20 protein-coding genes are annotated in these 18,761 nt (G+C 37.0%); 15 read left to right on the forward strand and 5 right to left on the reverse strand.

The annotated features are described in order from the left end of the window. Nucleotide 1 precedes the first annotated feature (1 nt). The 4 genes from H3T47_RS05090 (at nt 2) to wecB (ending at nt 3,725) form a co-directional block, all read left to right on the forward strand. Nucleotides 2-418, forward strand: coding sequence for a PTS sugar transporter subunit IIA (locus tag H3T47_RS05090; RefSeq protein ID WP_046326871.1), 417 nt, complete (start codon nt 2-4; stop codon nt 416-418). 28 nt (nt 419-446) lie between these two features. After that, on the forward strand, nt 447-1,331 hold the full coding sequence (locus tag H3T47_RS05095; protein WP_199282749.1) for a PRD domain-containing protein: 885 nt from the start codon (nt 447-449) through the stop codon (nt 1,329-1,331). After that, entirely contained in the window at nt 1,321-2,196 is an 876-nt protein-coding gene (locus H3T47_RS05100; RefSeq protein ID WP_199282750.1) for a Nif3-like dinuclear metal center hexameric protein, read from the forward strand. The genes H3T47_RS05095 and H3T47_RS05100 overlap by 11 nt, the downstream gene beginning before the upstream one ends. A 386-nt stretch (nt 2,197-2,582) precedes the next feature. Beyond that, nucleotides 2,583-3,725: a non-hydrolyzing UDP-N-acetylglucosamine 2-epimerase gene (gene wecB / locus H3T47_RS05105; protein WP_199282751.1), complete on the forward strand. Its 1,143-nt coding sequence runs from the start codon at nt 2,583-2,585 to the stop codon at nt 3,723-3,725. A 151-nt stretch (nt 3,726-3,876) separates the two neighbouring features. Here the strand turns inward: wecB and H3T47_RS05110 are convergent, their stop codons facing one another. Both H3T47_RS05110 and H3T47_RS05115 read right to left on the reverse strand, forming a co-directional pair. Then, nucleotides 3,877-4,404, reverse strand: a complete 528-nt coding sequence (locus H3T47_RS05110; RefSeq protein WP_038521767.1) for a GtrA family protein — start codon at nt 4,402-4,404, stop codon at nt 3,877-3,879. Then, complete coding sequence (locus H3T47_RS05115; RefSeq protein WP_046326876.1) at nt 4,397-4,843, reverse strand: flavodoxin; 447 nt, start codon at nt 4,841-4,843, stop codon at nt 4,397-4,399. The genes H3T47_RS05110 and H3T47_RS05115 overlap by 8 nt, the downstream gene beginning before the upstream one ends. 136 nt (nt 4,844-4,979) lie before the next feature. Between H3T47_RS05115 and map the strand changes: the two genes are divergently transcribed. The 6 genes from map (at nt 4,980) to H3T47_RS05145 (ending at nt 11,362) form a co-directional block, all read left to right on the forward strand. Then, nucleotides 4,980-5,807, forward strand: a complete 828-nt coding sequence (gene map, locus H3T47_RS05120) for a type I methionyl aminopeptidase (RefSeq protein ID WP_109918158.1) — start codon at nt 4,980-4,982, stop codon at nt 5,805-5,807. A 5-nt stretch (nt 5,808-5,812) separates the two neighbouring features. After that, a complete protein-coding gene (locus tag H3T47_RS05125) occupies nt 5,813-6,730 on the forward strand; it encodes a YihY/virulence factor BrkB family protein (protein ID WP_046326878.1) in 918 nt (305 codons plus the stop codon). 64 nt (nt 6,731-6,794) lie between these two features. Further along, a complete protein-coding gene (galU, locus tag H3T47_RS05130) occupies nt 6,795-7,688 on the forward strand; it encodes a UTP--glucose-1-phosphate uridylyltransferase GalU (protein WP_199282752.1) in 894 nt (297 codons plus the stop codon). A 150-nt stretch (nt 7,689-7,838) separates the two neighbouring features. Then, entirely contained in the window at nt 7,839-8,987 is a 1,149-nt protein-coding gene (locus H3T47_RS05135; RefSeq protein ID WP_199282753.1) for a thiolase family protein, read from the forward strand. Between the two features lies 1 nt (nt 8,988). Beyond that, a complete protein-coding gene (locus tag H3T47_RS05140; protein WP_199282754.1) occupies nt 8,989-10,215 on the forward strand; it encodes a hydroxymethylglutaryl-CoA reductase, degradative in 1,227 nt (408 codons plus the stop codon). Further along, nucleotides 10,199-11,362, forward strand: coding sequence for a hydroxymethylglutaryl-CoA synthase (locus H3T47_RS05145; RefSeq protein WP_199282755.1), 1,164 nt, complete (start codon nt 10,199-10,201; stop codon nt 11,360-11,362). The genes H3T47_RS05140 and H3T47_RS05145 overlap by 17 nt, the downstream gene beginning before the upstream one ends. A 34-nt stretch (nt 11,363-11,396) precedes the next feature. On the opposite strand, the gene H3T47_RS05150 is transcribed toward H3T47_RS05145, so the two are convergent. Continuing rightward, nucleotides 11,397-11,681 carry a hypothetical protein gene (locus tag H3T47_RS05150; RefSeq protein WP_187159188.1) on the reverse strand — a complete coding sequence of 95 codons (285 nt, stop codon included), beginning with the start codon at nt 11,679-11,681 and terminating at the stop codon, nt 11,397-11,399. 70 nt (nt 11,682-11,751) lie between these two features. On the opposite strand from H3T47_RS05150, the gene H3T47_RS05155 reads away from it, so the two are divergent. Continuing rightward, a complete protein-coding gene (locus H3T47_RS05155; protein WP_199282756.1) occupies nt 11,752-12,708 on the forward strand; it encodes an alpha/beta hydrolase in 957 nt (318 codons plus the stop codon). A 231-nt stretch (nt 12,709-12,939) separates the two neighbouring features. On the opposite strand, the gene rlmD is transcribed toward H3T47_RS05155, so the two are convergent. Further along, entirely contained in the window at nt 12,940-14,316 is a 1,377-nt protein-coding gene (rlmD, locus tag H3T47_RS05160) for a 23S rRNA (uracil(1939)-C(5))-methyltransferase RlmD (protein WP_038521786.1), read from the reverse strand. A 122-nt stretch (nt 14,317-14,438) separates the two neighbouring features. On the opposite strand from rlmD, the gene recX reads away from it, so the two are divergent. Together recX and H3T47_RS05170 are read left to right on the forward strand one after the other, a co-directional pair. Beyond that, nucleotides 14,439-15,254, forward strand: a complete 816-nt coding sequence (gene recX, locus H3T47_RS05165; RefSeq protein ID WP_038521789.1) for a recombination regulator RecX — start codon at nt 14,439-14,441, stop codon at nt 15,252-15,254. A gap of 8 nt (nt 15,255-15,262) precedes the next feature. Continuing rightward, the gene (locus tag H3T47_RS05170; RefSeq protein ID WP_038521792.1) at nt 15,263-15,742 is read left to right on the forward strand and encodes a hypothetical protein; all 480 of its coding nucleotides are present in this window, start codon (nt 15,263-15,265) and stop codon (nt 15,740-15,742) included. Nucleotides 15,743-15,745: 3 nt separating this feature from the next. Here H3T47_RS05170 and H3T47_RS05175 read toward each other — a convergent pair whose 3' ends face one another. Further along, a complete protein-coding gene (locus H3T47_RS05175) occupies nt 15,746-16,207 on the reverse strand; it encodes a hypothetical protein (RefSeq protein ID WP_046326887.1) in 462 nt (153 codons plus the stop codon). A gap of 99 nt (nt 16,208-16,306) precedes the next feature. On the opposite strand from H3T47_RS05175, the gene H3T47_RS05180 reads away from it, so the two are divergent. Further along, nucleotides 16,307-17,179, forward strand: a complete 873-nt coding sequence (locus tag H3T47_RS05180) for a hemolysin family protein (RefSeq protein ID WP_199282757.1) — start codon at nt 16,307-16,309, stop codon at nt 17,177-17,179. After that, the gene (locus H3T47_RS05185; protein WP_199282758.1) at nt 17,179-18,750 is read left to right on the forward strand and encodes a peptide chain release factor 3; all 1,572 of its coding nucleotides are present in this window, start codon (nt 17,179-17,181) and stop codon (nt 18,748-18,750) included. Before H3T47_RS05180 ends, H3T47_RS05185 begins: the two co-directional genes overlap by 1 nt. The last annotated feature ends 11 nt before the right edge of the window (nt 18,751-18,761 follow it).

Here is an 18,761-nt window from a genome sequence, read left to right on the forward strand (position 1 = left end):
TTTGGTAAAAATAATTATTGTCACTCACAAAACTTTGGCTCAGGGATTTAAAGATTCCCTCAACTTTTTTACAGGACTTGATAAGCAAATTGTCGCCATCTGTGCTTATGAAAATAGTAACCAGTTTCCGGAAAAAGAATTGGCTGCAGAAATAAGCAAAGTGAAGTCAAACGAAAAATGTCTTATTCTTACTGATTTATTAGGTGGTAGCGTTAATCAGAATGCCGCTAAATACATTAAAGAAAATATTTTTTTAATCACAGGAATTAATTTAATTGTTGCTATTCAATTGGCACTGCTACCTGCAGACAAATTAACATCTGACAGCATTATGCAGGTTGTACAAGATGCCAGAAAACAAATAGTGTTTGTAAATGATTACTTAAAAAATAAAAAAAGTGACTTCGAAGATGAATAGCTAATCAGCCCTTTTGTGGAGTAATTAAATGATCATTGTGAAAGTTTTTAATAATAATATTGTTTTAGTTAAAAATAAAAAAACCGCTAAAGAAAGTATTCTTTGGGGCAAAGGAGTTGGTTTTCAGAAAAAAGCTGGACAAAAAATTGTCATGAACAAAAACGATGCGATTTTTGTTAAAGAAGCAGAATCAGATTGGTCTAGATCGTTTCTCTCACTAAGTGAAGAAATACCCCTCAAATACTTCGAAGTGGCCAAAAAAATAGTTCAAGATGCTAGTGCAAATATGCAAGCCACTTTTAACCCGTTTTTACTGATTTCTTTAGCAGATCACATCTTCTTTACCATTAAACGGGCAAAAGAAAAAAATGGGGAAACTGAATTACCAATTAGTGAAATAAAAGAAGACTACTATAAAGAATTTAAGCAAGCACAACTAGCCAAAAATTACATTGAGCAGGAATTTGATGTTGCTCTGCCTGAAAGCGAAGCTGGTTTTTTAGCCATTCATTTTGTAGAGAATGAAAAAGAGTCAGTAAAAAATTACGATGATAGTAAGCAAATTAAAAATCGTGCTACTAATGACATTTTAGAGATTATTGCAGAAAATTTGCACCTTGATATGACTAATGAAAAAGTCAATTTTCGGCGCCTGAAAACTCATTTAAAGTTTTTGCTAACCAGAATTCAGAATAAGGAATTTTTTAGAGATAGTAAGGAAGATAAAAAACTTTACCGGCAAATAATAAAGAATTATCCGGAACTATTAGACTGCGAACAGGCAATTAGTGACTATTTAGCAGAAACCTTTAATTATCACCTTAGTAAATCGGAGCAAATATATTTGATTATGCATCTCAGGCAAATAGTGAAACAAAAAGATACTCAGAAAGAAGCAAAAAATGAAGATTAAAGAAGTTATCGATAAAATGATAAATTATCATTCCGGTCAAAAACTCAGTTCGGATATGAAACGGGATCAGATTTTGTTTGGCAATGAATTTAGCAATAAAGAATGCACCGGTATTGTGACTACTACATGGGCTAATATTGACGTGATTAAAGCAGCGATTAAACGGGGCGCAAATTTGATTATCTCTCACGAGGCTCTGTTTTGGAACCACGGCGATCACACTGATTGGCTGACGGCTAATAAAAATAAAACTTTTGCTCTGAAAAAGCAGCTGTTGGAAGACAATCAGATTGTAGTTTGGCGTGATCATGACCACATTCATTTTGGTGGCATACCCGTTAAAGATCAATACTTCGATGGTATTTTTTATGGCTTTGCCCAAGAAATGGGCTGGGCTGAATATGCGACAGGAGGTGTAAAGGGAACGGCTGGATATTTAAGAGCTAAGTATCGTGAATATCAAATTCCGCAAACGACAGTTGCTAGTGTAGCCCAAAAATTAATGGCAAAAGGAGATTTGAATGGCTGCAAGATTTTTGGTGCCCCTATGACGCCGGTAAGTAAAGTGCTGATACCGACACATAATTTAGGGGATGCTAAAGAATTAATCACCAAAATTGATCAGGAAAATTTTGACTTAGTTTTAGGACTTGAAGTCATAGACTTCACGTTAAGTGAGTACATTAGAGATAGTAATATGTTAGGACTTAATAAAGCATTGTTGACTGTCGGTCATTTTAATTTGGAGGAGTTTGGGGTTAAGTATATGATGAATTATTTGCCGCAGATTTTTGCTAATCAAATACCATGCAGTTTTGTTAAAGCTGGAGATAGTTATAACTATATATTAAATAAAAATCAATAGGATCATACTTACTGTTTTATTTAATAAATCGTAACACTTGTTAGTGTTACGATTTTTGTTTAATTACCAAACTTTTAGACGAAATGCTAACTTAGAAATATTATTCTAATGGTGAATACCAAATTTTCATTACTAAAAGGCCAATGATAAGAAAAAGAATTAAGGCAATTGCTAACAAAGTTTTTCTTTGCTTTGGCTTTTTTTTGGAATCGCAACTAAAGACTAGGCAAAAACTGGCTACAACAATCAATAAACCAGTGATTAACAATAAGGTAAAACTATAATTCATTTTTTCACCAACTTTTGCTTAAGAATAAAAATTAAGGAAATAATAACTTGTCTTTTTGTGAATATTTTATTAATATGATAATGATGTGGAGGACTTTATGAGTAGAATTAAAGTAATGACGGTTTTTGGAACTAGACCAGAAGCTATTAAGATGGCTCCTTTAGTGCAAAAACTAAAAAAAGATGAACGTTTTACAGAAGTCACAGTAGTAACTGCCCAGCATCGAGAGATGTTGGACCAGGTACTTAACATTTTTAAAATTAAACCTGATTATGACTTTAACATTATGAAGAAAAATCAAACCTTGGAAGGTATCACAACTAAGGTATTGCTTGATATGGTTAAGGTATTAAAGGAAGTTATGCCTGACATTGTCTTGGTTCATGGGGATACTACTACCAGTTTTGCAGCAGGGTTAGCCAGCTTTTATCTTCAGTGCCCACTCGGCCATGTTGAGGCAGGACTTAGAACATGGCATAAATACTCACCATTTCCTGAGGAAATGAACCGGCAAATGACCGATGATTTGGCTGATCTTTATTTTGCACCTACTAAAGTAAGTAAGCAAAACTTATTAACAGAAAATCATAACGCAGAGAATATTTTTGTGACTGGCAATACAGCTATTGATGCTCTATCAGAAACTGTCCAAGCAAATTATCATCATGAAGTTTTGGATCTAATTAAACCAGGGAGTAAAATTATTTTGGTGACAATGCACCGTCGGGAAAATCAAGGCGAACCAATGAGACGGGTATTTAAAGTTATGAAACAAGTTGTTGATAGCCACGATAATGTTGAAATGATTTATCCCGTCCATCTTTCTCCACGAGTACAAAAGGTCGCCCATGAAATTTTTGGGGATGATCCCAGAATTCATTTAATTGCGCCACTAGATGTAGTAGATTTTCATAATTTGGCTAAGCTCAGCTACTTTATTATGACTGATTCCGGCGGCGTTCAAGAAGAAGCTCCGGCTTTAAACAAACCTGTCTTGGTTTTACGTGATACCACGGAAAGACCAGAAGGCGTTAAAGCAGGGACGCTTAAGTTGGTCGGAACCCAGGTTGATGCTGTCAAAGAAGCAATGGTTGAACTACTTGATAATAAAGAGATTTATGATCAGATGGCCAGTGCTAAAAATCCTTATGGTGATGGGCATGCGTCTGACAGAATCATGGCTGATATTGCGTATTATTTTGCTAAAAATAAAGAACAACGTCCACAAGACTTTGAATAAACCACTTAGTTTTGCTATTAAAGCTGCTAGTTTTGAGCTTTTTTGTTTCTTTGGGCGTTAATCAAGCAATTATCAAAAGAATATGATTGCTCACCAAGTGAATGCTTAAAATAAAAAAAGATAATTTAAAAAGGTGATAACTTGTACGCTATCACCTTTTGTTTTTACGAGCTTTAATTTTTTCTTTTGCCCTCTTAATCATCGTTGTTTCCTGTGCTTGAAACACGGATCTAGTAGTCAGGTAATTGAAAATACCTACTAAAACTTGATCAACAATTTTCACGAATAGGGCGTCTAAGTGCAGCCAAGACAAACCAACCAGCATGATTAAACTGTCAGGAATAAGACTAATAATTCTGTAAGTAAAGAATACAATTAATTTTTGCCAAGTTGAATGTTCCTCATCTACGTTGTTAATAAAAACGGCTTTTTGATTAAATACGAACGAAGCCAAGTTTGAAATAATAAATGCAATAGTATTAGAAACTAGCACCACACTATGCCACCACTTATGCAGTACCATAAACACTACTGTATTGATTAGAGCTGCAATAAAGCCAAAAACCATGTAAACAAATAGATTACGGTGTCTTTTAACCAGATTGTTGGCTAGGCGATGGATTTTAGGATCTGATACCGAGTTAAATTTTCTAGAATCCATTTTTTTATTCTTAACCATTTAGTTGCTCAGCCATTTCCTTAGCTGCGTTGTCAATAAGGTCGAGGTCGTCATCGCCAGGGGCATTTTCAATTGTTACAGGTTTTGTAACTTCTTTGGCACCTACTTCTTTGAACATTTTTTCAAAATCAAAAACATTTTCGCAAAAATGATCGTTGTATACTCTGTCGCCACTGCCCATAACTGCAAAGAACTTGCCGCTTAAATCTAATTCTTTTAATTGATCATAAAAATCAGCAATTTCATCAGTCATTTGTCCTTCACCATAAGTATAGGTGACGAAAATGCACAGATCAGTTGTTAAATAATCACTAGCATCGGTAAATTCAGCTTCACTGGTTTCAACATCAAAACCATAATCTTGTAAATCTTCATCTAATATATCTGCTATATCAGCATCATTACCGGTCATACTTGCGTAGACAATTCTAGCCTTCATTTTGTTCATACCTTTCACAAAAACTGATTCACCAAAACATTATACCCAATTTTACTGCTTTTATGAAATTCTTTAGTAAACTTTTAAAAAACGCTATAATGTAATCAAACATCATTTTACAGAGGGGAAATTAAATTTGATTACAATTAAATCCGTTAGAGAACTCAAGGGTATGCAGGCATCAGGTCGATTATTAGCTTCAATGTTTGAAGGCTTGCGCGATGTAATTAAACCGGGAATTACAACTTGGACGATTGAAGAATTTTGTCAAGATTTTGTTAAAAGTCGGGGAGGTCGACTTTCAGAACAAGGTTTTGAGGGCTATAAATACGGCACTTGTATTTCTGTTAATGATCAGATTGCTCATGCAACACCAAGAAAAGACTTTGTTTTAAAAGAGGGCGATCTGGTAAAAGTTGACGTTACTTGCAACCTTAATGGTTATGAAACAGATTCATGTACCACTTATCCAGTAGGCAAAATTTCTAAGGCAGACCAGGATTTAATGGATACCACAAAAAAGGCTATGTATTTGGGAATTGATCAGGCAGTTTTAGGAAACCGCATTGGTGACATTGGGGCTGCTATTCAGCATTTTGTAGAAGATGAACACCATTATGGTGATGTGAAAGAACTGGTAGGTCATGGTATCCAACCAAGCATTCACGAAGATCCTGAAGTGCCTCATTGGGGCAAAGCCGGACATGGCCTGCGCCTGCGTGAAGGAATGACTATCACTTGTGAACCAATGGTTGAAGCTGGAGGCGACTGGCGGATTGTAGAAAAAAGCGTACCAGATCCTAAAGATGACTGGGTGTTTTATGCCACACCTGATGGTTCAAAATCTGCCCAATTTGAACATACTTTTGCCATTACTAAAGATGGTCCTAAGATTTTAACTTTGCAAAAACCATACGATGGTTACGAAAAATATCTACCTCATTTTGACGAAATGGATGACTAAGGTGCATGGGAAGAAAAGCTGAGGCAATCAAAAAACGGTCATTTTTATTTTATAAAACTGTCTCCTTAAAATTTACTCAAGGTGAAGTTTTAACCAGTGCAATTGCGATTGCTTATTATGTCTTGTTTTCGATTTTTCCATTAATCATTATAATCGGGAACGTTTTACCGTTATTTCATATTGATACTGACCCAATTGCCAGTTATTTAAAATTAATTTTTCCAGATAAGATTGCCAAATTTATCATGCCAATAATAAATTCTTTACTTAAGAGTAAGTCTACTGGCTATATTTCTTTTGGTATTGTTTTGGCTTTGTGGTCCGTATCTTCTTTGGTTAACGCAATTCGAATTGGTATGAACCGTGTTTATGGCGTACGTGCAGTTGAATTAAAACAAAAATGGCAAATTACTGTTTGGACAAGATCAATCACTATTATGCTGACTAATTTAATGATTATCGTTTTTGCTTTGCTTAGTTTGACGCTCATCTTTGGTCAGCAGGTACTGGAATTTTTAAAACCTATTTTTTCTTTTTCAGTTGGGGAAATTGAAAAAATATTTAGTTATCGCTATCCCGTCATCATAATTACGATGATTGGCGCGCTATATTATTTAAATTACTTTTTGCCTAATATTAGGCTGAAAAAGAAAGTTATTTGGCCGGGTGTATTTACCACCTTATTCGGCTGGATTATTTTGTCTTGGCTTTTTGGCTTCTACCTGCATCATTTTCGAATTAGCTGGGAAAACTATGGTATTATTGGAACATTTATCATATTTATGCTTTGGCTCAATATTTCGTCGATTGTATTTCTGTTAGGTACTTGCGTTAATTCAGCTATTGTGACGCTTAATTATGGTGGCGTCCATTATTCTGTAGGCCGACTTGCTGAATATATTCAAAGAAAGCGCCACCGGTAAAAATTGGCACAATGGAAAATATTTTGGTATATTAGGTTTGTGATTTATAGAAAGTGTACAGGTAATGAAAGTAAGGAAAGCAATTATTCCGGCAGCAGGACTGGGTACAAGGTTTATGCCGGTAACCAAGTCAATGCCTAAGGAAATGTTGCCAATTGTTGACAAACCTACAATTCAATTTATTGTCGAAGAAGCCAAGAAATCTGGTATTGAAGACATTTTAATTGTCACCGGTAAAAATAAACGGTCAATTGAAGATCATTTTGATTCAAATCCAGAACTTGAACAAAATTTACAAGAAAAGGGCAAAACGGGACTGCTAAAAATGTCTCAAGACATTACGCACTTGGGCATTAATATTTACTATACCCGCCAACCTTATCCGGCAGGTTTAGGGGATGCAATTGCGCGCGGACGCAGTTTTGTCGGAGATGAGCCATTTGTCGTCATGCTCGGCGATGATTTGATGATGGATAAAGTGCCGTTAACTAAGCAGCTAATTGATCGCTATAATGAAACTCATGCTTCTACAATTGCTGTCATGCCGGTGCCTCACAAAGAAGTTTCTAAATATGGCATTATTAAGCCTGAAAATGAAATTATGCCCGGTTTGATTAACGTTAAGTCTTTTGTTGAAAAGCCGGCTGTTGATAAGGCACCAAGTGATTTTGCCATTATCGGACGCTATCTTTTAACACCAGAGATTTTCCCGATTTTAGCTGAGCAAAAACCTGATAAGGGTGGAGAAATTCAGTTGACAGATGCAATTGATACTATGAACAAAACTCAGCGTGTTTTTGCCCATGTCTTCAATGGCGTACGCCATGATGTTGGTAATAAGGAAAACTATTTGGAAACCTCAATTGAATACGGCTTAAAGCATCCTGAAACAAAAGATGTTTTGCGCAAATATATTATCAATTTGGGTAAAAAATTGGAAAAGCAAGGTAAAGAATAATAAATAGTTGAATTTTGCAACTTTGGAAACCATTAATTAATGGTTTCTTTTTTTGTATAAAATTTTTCTTAATGTGGCGCTTTTTACTGTCTTTGAGCAATAAATTTTTGTATCATGCACGTTGAAACTTTTTGCTAGGGGATAGGTAAAATGAAAGATATTTATATTGTTGCAGCTAAAAGGACTCCTTTTGGTCGGTATCGCAGTTTGTGGGCAGAAAAAAGCGCTGTCGATTTGGGCGAATTAGCACTATCAGCAACTTTAACAAGCATTGATTTAGCAGCTGAAAAACTTGATGCGCTATTTATGGGCAATGTTTTAGGAGCTGGTTTAGGTCAAAATATGGCTCGGCAAATTGCTTTAAATGTTGGGATGAGTGAAAAGAGCAGTAGCGTTACCATCAATGAAGTTTGCGGTTCAAGTCTGAAAGCACTTCGCGTGGCTCAAGGACAAATGGAGTTAGGTGACTTTGACTTAGTGGCTGTGGGCGGCGCAGAAAGTATGACTAATGCGACTTATTTGGCAAAAGATAAAGCAAAGCCCCAGTTTCAGAGCGAAATGCTCCAAAATGGTCTAACTGATGCTTTTTCCGGTTCACACATGGGATTAACTGCCGAAAATGTGGCCGCAAAGTATGGTATTAGTCGCTTAGAAATGGATCAATATAGTGCAAAGTCGCATCACAAAGCAGCAGAAATTGTCCAACAGGATTTTTTTAAAGACGAAATAATTGCTGTAAAAACTAACGGAAAATTTGTCCAGCAGGATGAAACAATCCGTCCAGATACTAATTTAGATGCGCTAAGCAAACTAAAGCCTGTTTTTAAAGAAAATGGTTTAATCACTGCCGGTAATTCTTCTCCATTAAGTGACGGTGCCAGTATGATTATTTTGGCGACAGGCGAGAAAGTCCAAGAATTAAACTTAAAACCACTTGCGCGACTAGGCTCATTTGCTGAATCAGGTATTGATCCCGCATACATGGGCATGGCGCCTTATTTTGCAGTCAAAAAATTATTGCAAAAAACAAATAACATGCTAGATGATTACGATGCAATTGAAGTTAATGAAGCTTTTGCTGCTCCAAGTGTTGCTCTAGCTAAGCAGCTGGAAATTCCAGAGGCCAAGCTAAATATTTTTGGTGGCGCTATTGCGTTAGGGCACCCACTGGCTGCTACAGGTACTCGTTTAGTGGGGACAGCAATCAATATCATGAATCACATCAATGGTCGCAAAGCGCTAGTTACCCTTTGTATCGGTGGTGGACAGGCAATCGCATGTGAAGTTGAGAGATGTTAAAATGAAATTTTATGAATTACCACCTGCTAAAAGACGGGAATTGCTTAAGCAGCAGGGAATTGAACTGGATGAGATTGACCCCGAGGTGCTAGACGAACTTAATTTGTTAAGTGAAAACGTGGTGGGGCAATTGCGTTTGCCGGTTGGTATTGTGCAAAATCTCCGTGTTAATGGTCAAAACTATCAAGTTCCTATGGCCACTGAAGAACCATCAGTAGTGGCTGCGGCCAATCATGGTGCCAGTATTGCAGCAAAGGCTGGAGGTTTTATAGCGGAAAGTCACCGTGACGGTATTTGGGGTCAAATCATACTGCAAGTCAGTGAAGATTTTCAGGCGACTAAATTGCAGGCTTCTTTTCCAGAACTCATTAAGCTGACAAATAATAAATTTGCCAGTTTAGTCAACCACGGTGGCGGTGTGAAAACTATTACTGCAAAACAAGAAGCAGAACTGCTTTTTTTAAAAGTCCTAGTCGATCCAGCTGAAGCTATGGGAGCAAATAAGGTAAATTCTATTTTAGAGTACATGGCGGCTAAACTTGCTGCTTGTCCTGGTATTGAGCAAAAATTATTTGCTATTTTATCTAATTATCCCAGTCAAATAACTAAAGTTAAAGTTGAGGTGCCTGTTGCAATAATTGGCGGCAGAAAAACAGCTCAAAAAATCGCTTTGCTAAGTAAAATTGGTCAAACTGACCCCATGAGAGCTGTCACCAATAACAAGGGGATTATGAATGGCATTGATGCTGTCTTGCTGGCAACCGGCAATGATACCCGGGCTGTAGCAGCAGCTTGTGGGGTCTGGTCAAGTAGCAGCGGCTCATATACCAGCCTGAGTGAATGGATTGTGCAGGAAGACAAACTGCTAGGTCAGCTCAGCGTTCCTTTACCAATTGGCACCGTTGGCGGTTCAATAAATTCCAGAAAAGATATCAAGCAAAGTTATCGCATTTTGGGCAAAAATATTACCAGCAATCAACTAGCGGATATTATCGCTGCGATTGGTTTGGCTAATAATTTGGCTGCTTTATTGGCAATCGCCACTCAAGGTATTCAAAAAGGACACATGAAATTGCAAGCCAGGAATATTGTTGCCAGTCTTAAAGCAACCTCCCAAGAGCAAAAGGCAGTTTTGCAAAAGCTGGTCAGCTCTAATAAATATAGTCAAGCAGCTGCGCGAGAATTTTTACAAGAAGTTAGAAAGGAAAACAATGCAAGTCGGAATTGATCAAATTGGTTTTTATACTCCAAATAAATATGTTGATATGGTGGATTTGGCGCATGCGCGCAATGAGGATCCCAATAAATTTTTGATCGGGATTGGACAAAGAAAAATGAGTGTGGCTGATCAAACTCAAGATGCCGTGTCAATGGGAATAAACGCAACTTTGAGGTATTTAGATCAGGTTGAACTCGAAAAAGTCGGGCTATTGATAGTGGGAACAGAAAGCGGGGTTGATCAATCTAAATCAGCTTCACTTTTTATTAAATCAGCTTTAAACTTGCCTGTAAATGTGAGAACTTTCGAAATAAAAGAAGCATGTTTTGGTATGACCGCTGGCATAATGATTGCTCGTGATTATGTGCGCTTGCACCCAAACCACAGCGCAATTGTTATTGGAGCAGATATTGCACGGTATGGTGTTAACACCGGTGGCGAGGTCACTCAGGGTGCAGGTAGTATAAGCATCCTGATCAAGGCTGATCCCCAAATTATGACCTTGAATGATGGTCATAGTGCTTATAGCGCAGATATTAACGATTTTTGGCGTCCCAATGATTCCCCAGTGGCACTGGTTGATGGTAAATATTCCAAAAACGTCTATTTGGACTTCTTTAAACATACTTACACTGCATATCAAACTCAAACAGGTAGCAAAACCAGTGATTTTACAGCGCTACTTTATCATTTGCCTTTTGTGAAAATGGGTTTCAAGGCAAACCAGTTGGCAATTGAAAAAGAAGATGACGAAACTAAAAAGCGTCTGACAGATAATTTTACTGCAAGTGCTTGTTATAGTAAGGAAATTGGTAATATCTATACTGCATCTTTATACCTAAGTCTTCTGAGTTTATTGGAAAATGCACAGTTGCCAGAAAACGCCAAAATTGGTTTGTTTTCTTATGGTTCCGGTGCAATGGGAGAGTTTTATTCTGGGCAAATTGTTAACAATTATGAACAAGCTTTGCATAAGACTGCAGATCAAACAATGATTGCGCGAAGACAAAAATTAAGTATTCCAGAATATGAACAAATTTTTAATCGAGCTTTGCAAATCCCAGAAGATGGTTTGGAACTTGCAAGTGATGAACAGAGCGGCATGTGGTATTTTGCCGGTACTGAAAATCACGTCCGGCAATATCGGCAAAAATAGATCAATCAAAAAATGCTGCTTTTAGCAGCATTTTTTAAGTTAGTCTAATAGCATTTTTGCTGGTCATAATTTGTATCCCATAAACTGAAATTTTTTGGTCATTCTGACTTATGTATATGGGAATACTACGACCATGAATATTTTGTACCAATTTAATAAATTTGTCTTTGGTTAGGGGCTTTTTGCCCGGAATAAATAGGCAAGCTGTACTGGTAATCTTTACTTTTGCCAGCGGAATTGCCTTTTGGTCAATAGTTAGGTACAAGTTAGTTTGGTTATTTAAATCGTTGGTTAATTGTAAAAAGTCAGTTAATCGCATTTTATTATTCCTATACAAATTAAAAATGTTATACTATAAGATATTATTTTAGTAAGGACGGCTTAACTAAGTGAAAAAATTAAAACATAAAAAGTTGTGGGTGGCATTAATTGTTATTATCTTACTAGTATGTTTGCTGTTTACGGGAGCTGGCTACTACTTTTTCACAGTAGCATGTGTTCCGGGTGAAAAAAGCTTTTTATCATCGTCCAGCAAGGTGATCAAGAAATCAGACCCACTTTACCGTGAAAAAATCTGGTTTAAGAAAACCGCAAAAGAAAAGTGGTACATGACTTCGGCTGACGGTAAATATAAGTTAGATGCTAATTATATTCCTCATAAAAATTCTAGTAAAACAGCTATTGTTTTGCCGGGTTATATGGATACCAAAGAAGATATGGGTGAATATGATGCCTTGTTTCACGAATTGGGCTACAATACTTTAACACCTGATCCACGGGCACAAGGCAAGAGTGAAGGAAATTATATCGGTTATGGTTGGCCAGAAAAAGATGATGTCAAGAAGTGGATTAATTATTTGTTGCAAAAGACTGGTAAGCAGCAACAAATTGTAGTTTATGGCTTGAGCATGGGTGCGGCAACTGCCATGATGACCAGTGGTCTGAAACTGCCTCATCAAGTTAAAGTATTTATTGAAGACTGCGGCTATACTAGTGTTAAAGACGAAATTGAACACGAGGCAGGAGTTTTATACAATATGCCTGCCTTTCCACGTTTTCCTTTAGTTGAGATTTTAAGCGGCATTAATAGGCTGAAAGTTGGCTACTTTATGGGTAATGCCTCCAGTGTAAACCAATTACATAAAAATCATCGGCCAATGCTCTTTATTCATGGCAGTCGTGACAATTTTGTACCTACTAGAATGGTCTATCCTAATTATAAGGCTACTAAGGGGCCAAAGGAAATATGGGTTGCACCCAAAGCTAAACACGCCAAGTCATTTTCAAAGCATCCCAAAGAATACAAAAAACGGGTTGCAACATTTTTAGCTAAATATATCAAATAGATTACGCTTTATGCTTGCTAGCGCTTACATATATCTGTTAAGATAAATGTGTGGTTAAGGTTATCATATTTTCTATCTCCATAATTTGTTTGTTGTCTAATCTTAAATGGCAAGCTCAAAAAAGTTTATTTAGTTTTATACAAATGATTATTTGCTTAAAATCGCGCATTTTAAACATTTAAACCTAATCCACTAAAAAATAGTTGTCGCAATTTGCGGCAACTATTTCATTTATCTTAAAGTTAACTTAACAACACATTCACAGCGCGGTGTTTGCGGCAACATGTCTACATTTTCTATTAGCCTGACATTATAGGCCTCGCTTAATAAAACTAAATCCTGCGCCAAAGTGGAAGGGTTGCAAGAGATGTAAACAAAGGTTTTAGGCTTAACCTTCAATAAGGTTTTGATTAAGCTTTTAGCTAAGCCGGTACGTGGGGGATCGACAATTAATGCGTCAATCGGCACGCCATTGTTGGCTAATTCAGGTAAAATCTTTTCTACACTGCCCTGAATGTAATTAGCATTTTTAATATGGTTGAGTTCCACATTATGGTTTGCATCAGCAACTGCCTCAGGGATGGTTTCAATACCAATAACCTGCTTGACCTGATCAGCTGCTAAAATTCCCAGTGTGCCCACACCACTATAAGCATCAATCAGAGTTTCTTCAGGCGTTAGGTCTAAGAATTTGAGCGCTCTTGAATAAAGGGTAATGGTTTGTACTGGATTTAATTGGAAGAAAGCTCGTGGTGACAATGCAAATTTTTTGCCGAGAATTTCATCAGTAATCTGATTTTTGCCGGCCAATTTAGTGGTTTTGTTGCCCCAGACTTGCGGATTACGCCAGTCAGTTTCATTTTGATAAACACTGACTACGTTAGGAAGCTGCATAATTTCTTGGGCCAGCTGACTTAGGTTTTTAATACTGCGACCGACAGTAATTAGTGTTACCTGAATTTCACGGGTAGCATGTGCTTGACGCACCACGATTGTTTTAAGACCATCAAAATGCCGGTAAGGATCAGCTATTTTAATGTGCATCTTCTCTACCAGATTTTTGATTTTGCGCTCAGTTTCTTGAGTGTCTTTATTTTGAGTGGGCATTTCCGGCAAATCAAACAGCTGGTGTGAATTGGGGGCAAAAAGACCTAGACTTATTTGACCGTGATTTTGTTCAATTTGATATTGCGCTTTGTTGCGATAATGCCATTCTTCAGGTGCAGGAATAGTTTTTTTAACTTTATATTTGTGATAACCGCGGGGATGGTATTTTTCAAGAGCTTCTAGAACATTATCTCTTTTAAATTCAAGTTGTTTTGGATATGCTAAATGAGCAAGTTCCAGTCCGCCAATTGCGGGGTCAACATTATTAGGGAAAGCAACTCTATCTGGACTTTTCTCCTTAATACGTACCAGTTCGGCATCAATGTAGCGCGGATATTCTTTAATAATCTTGGCTACTACCACTTCGCTTGGTAAAGCACCTGGTATAAAAATGATTTTCTTGCGGTAATAACCAATTCCTTCACCATTAATACCAAGTCTTTTGATGGTAATAATAATATCTTTATCTTTTTGTTTCTTTTGATTAAAATTCTTGTACATAGTTTTCTTTCTACAATAAAATAGTAAATGTTAACAATTTATTGTACTCCCAGAAAAAAGTATTTAGCAAGAATGAGCAAAATTTGCTAGCATGGAGTTGATGAGTAGAAAGGTAAATTATTATGCCAATTATTACTAAAGTTAGCAGTCAAAAAAGACCTGGACGCTACAATATTTTTTTAGATGGCACATACTCTTTTTCTGCCAGTGAGCAAACAGTGGCTGAGTTTATGCTCTTGAAGGGTCAGGAATTAACTGAAGAACAAATTGTGGCAATTAAACAGTTTGATGCCGGTGCAAAGGCAACTAATATTGCGACAAATTATTTAAGTTATGAACCCAGAACAGTTTTTGAGGTTTTACAATACCTTAATAAACACGACATTGACAATGAGTCGGCGCAAGCAGCAGTCAGTCAGCTAACAGAAATGGGCTTTTTGGACGACGCCAAGTACGCCCAATTACTGGTTAGACAAAATTTGCGCATTGGTACTGATGGACCAATTGGTATCAGTAATAAGTTGAGGCAGAAGGGTATTGCTCCGGAAATAATTGACAATACTATAGCTGAAATAGCTGATGATGACTGGTTTAAGCCGGGTGAGAAGGTCCTTAAATCTATGAAAAGTAAAGTGGGGAAATTTTCCAGGCGCGAGCTTGAACGTAAAATGACAGCCAAGTTATTAAGTCATGGCTTTTCTAGTGCTCTTACCAGTGAAATAATTGCTCAAATTAATTTATCGCAAAATGACGAAGATCAAATAGAAGCATTAAAAAAGCAGGGGATAAAAGCGTATAAACGGTTTCGTCGTTTGCCTGAAGGTCAGAAACAAAACAAAATACGCAACTATTTATTTACTCACGGCTTTACCACTAGCGAAATTGATGCTTTTCTAGCTGGTGAGATTATTCCCTTAGCTGAATTAGATGAATATTAGGAGATTTTATGAAAAAACTGCAAAAAAAAGTAACTTTTGTTGGACGCCCTTTTCCGGACCAATTAATGGATGAACAAAAAACTTTCACCGAATCAAATATGGCAATGGAACAAGACCAGACTTTTCTGAATTTTATTGCCCAGAATAATTTAAATAATACTCGCAGTAGTTTGGTGGTTTTTGGTCCTGAAAATTTTATGTACTGGTACGGGGTAATTGCGCCAAACGAGATTGAGGTTCCGCGAGGATTAATGAAATTTGTGCTGCCTGAAACCCAAGTAGCAGTTGAGGAAAAGGATAATCAGAATATTTCTTTTTTTAGTCAACCCTTAAATATAGTAATTTCACAATTTTTAGCTACTGTGGCAGATACAGGAATTAAAATTTATCAAAATCCCGGCGATAGTTTAACCCCTTATATTTTGCAAAATTTAGATTTAAAGACAAAAAAACTGACCCAAGAACTATATCTTGAAGACAGTCTTTAACAGTTAGTGTTGTTTAGGATCAATTGACAGGTTGTCATACTCAACATAAGCGCCCAGACAAGTTGATAAAAGCATTACCAGCATCACAATTCCCACAGATTTACCCACTATTTGATCTAGGGTTAAAAATTCACGCACGACAAAAGTGGCTGCAAAACAAAGAATAAAATCTAAGATTACATTGGCAACTTGTAGAAAATAGCGCCGTCTAATACTGAAAAAGCGTAATAATTGTTTTAACAAGCCATCATCTATTTCAACGGCTAACAAGTCAACTGGTCTTTGAATCGTGGCTTTGATGGCAAACATTATTAAAGCTCCGACTATAGCGCCAATGGTAGTGCGGAAAAGATCGGCTGAATGCAAAACAAGAGCATCGTAGCCAATGCCAATAATAGTTAAACTACATAAATAAGGAATTAAAAGTAGGAACGTAAAAACAAGTATGACATGACTTTTTTTCATGGTAAAACCTCATTTCTTACGTGCTATTCTAACATATTGTTTGTGTACATGATATAATGTTGATATTTAATACGTTATTTTAAGAAAGAGAGCAAAAAAATGACTAGCGACCCTGAGAAGGGGAATTTATTTGAGCGTTTCAGAAATAAATTTTCCCCTACAAATGATGAAGAAACAAGAGAACATTTAATTTCAGAAATTGAAGATTTACATCAGCAGAAAAAAATCAATGATAATGAATTTTCAATGTTAAATGCAGTTTTGGATTTTCAGGGACGGATGGTACGTGAAGTAATGGTTCCGCGAATTGATGCTTTTATGGTTGATTGCCAGGAGAGTTTGCAGGATCATCTTAAGGAAATACTGCGTGAACCATATTCCAGAATACCGGTTTATCAACACGATAAGGATAAAATAGTAGGCATCATTCATATTCGGACGGTTTTGCGTAAAGCTTGGGAGAAGGGCTTTGACAAAATTACTTATGATGACGTTATGAATCCACCCCTCTTTGCTCCAGAGACAACTGAACTTAGTGATTTGTTGTTTGAAATGCAGCAGACGCAGCAGCAATTGGCTATTTTGACGGATGAGTATGGTGGAGTGGTTGGTATTGCTACAATAGAAGATATTATTGAAGAAATAGTCGGTAATATTGATGACGAAGTAGATCAAACCGAAGTTTTGGTACACCAGATTGCCCAAAATAAGTATGTCATTTATGGTAAAATGCCTCTTGATGAATTTAATGAAGAATTTGGTACTGATCTGGAAATGGAAAATGTAGATACCATTGCAGGTTATATGATTACCAAATTAGGCATAATTCCAGCCAAAGGAGAAAAATTAGCGGTTAAATTGGATAACGGCATGGTTTTGACAACTAGAAGGATGATGCGTTCAAGACTGATGACTGTTTTACTGACTATACCTGAGGAAAAACCGAAGAAGAAAGAAGAACAAAATACTTAATGAGTAATGAACTATTAGATAAGGTTAAAAAAAGAAGGACATTTGCTATTATATCGCACCCGGATGCAGGGAAAACTACGATAACGGAGCAAATGCTTCTTTTTGGTGGCGTAATTCGTAGTGCAGGAACTGTTAAAGCTCGTAAAACTGGTCACTATGCGACTAGTGATTGGATGGAAATCGAAAAGCAACGTGGTATTTCCGTTACCAGTTCAGTTATGCAGTTTGAGTATCAGGGAAAAAGAATTAATATTCTCGATACTCCCGGGCATGAAGATTTTTCCGAAGATACTTATCGGACCTTAATGGCGGTCGATTCCGCGGTTATGGTCATTGATTCGGCTAAAGGTATTGAACCGCAAACCAAAAAATTATTTAAGGTGGTTAAGCAAAGAGGAATTCCGATCTTTACTTTCATGAATAAGCTAGATCGTGACGGCAGACCGCCACTTGATTTGATTGCTGAACTTGAGGACCTGTTAGGTATCGAAGGCGTAGCCATGAATTGGCCGATTGGTTCTGGTCAAACGTTGGCAGGCTTGTATGATATCGCCAACAACCAAATTGAAATGTACCACAAAGATGGACCTGACCGCTTTTTAGCACTTAATAAAGAGGGTAAGTTACCTGCTAGTGAACCATTTAGTCAAAATCCCCAGTTTCAGGATACTCTGGGAGAAATCGAATTAATTAAAGAAGCTGGTAACCAGTTTGATCTTGCTAAAATTGTTAAAGGAGATCAAACCCCAGTATTTTTTGGCTCTGCCTTAACTAATTTTGGAGTTGAAACATTTTTAAAGAGCTTTGTCAAGCTTGCACCTTCACCTGCCAGCCATGAAGTTAATGATAACGAAAATTTAGCCCCAGATGATCAAGATTTCTCCGGTTTTGTCTTTAAAATTCAAGCTAATATGAACCCTCATCACCGTGACCGTATTGCATTTGTCCGTATTGGTAGCGGTGAATTTAAAAAGGGACTAGATGTTACTTTGGCTCGTACGGGTAAACCGATTCGCTTGAACAATGCAACTGAATTCATGTCAAGTGAAAGAATGCAGGTTTCGGATGCCGTGGCAGGTGATATTGTCGGATTATATGATACGGGTAATTTTCAAATTGGTGATAGTATTTATGCTGGTAAGCGCAAGATTGTTTACCCTCCGCTACCGGAATTTACCCCGGAGTTATTCGTCAGAGTCACTGCTAAAAATGTGATGAAGCAGAAGTCGTTTCATAAGGGAATGGTGCAGCTGGTTCAAGAAGGAGCCATTCAGTTATACCAAAATTATCAGACTGATGAATATATCTTAGGTGCTGTGGGACAACTGCAATTTGAAGTTTTTAAATTTAGGATGAAGAATGAATATAATTCCGATGTGGAGATGACAAATATTGGTCACAGAGTTGCACGTTGGATTGATCCTGATCAGCTTGATCCCGCTATGGCTAATAGCCGTAACCTTTTGGTCAAAGACCGCTACGGTCAACCATTATTCTTATTTGAAAACCAATTTGCTGAGCGCTTCTTCCGGGATAAGTATCCTGACGTGAAATTAACAGAAAAGCTCTAAATAAAAAACTT

This window comes from Lactobacillus sp. W8093, assembly GCF_016100925.1.
Classification (GTDB): Bacteria; Bacillota; Bacilli; order Lactobacillales; family Lactobacillaceae; genus Lactobacillus; species Lactobacillus helsingborgensis.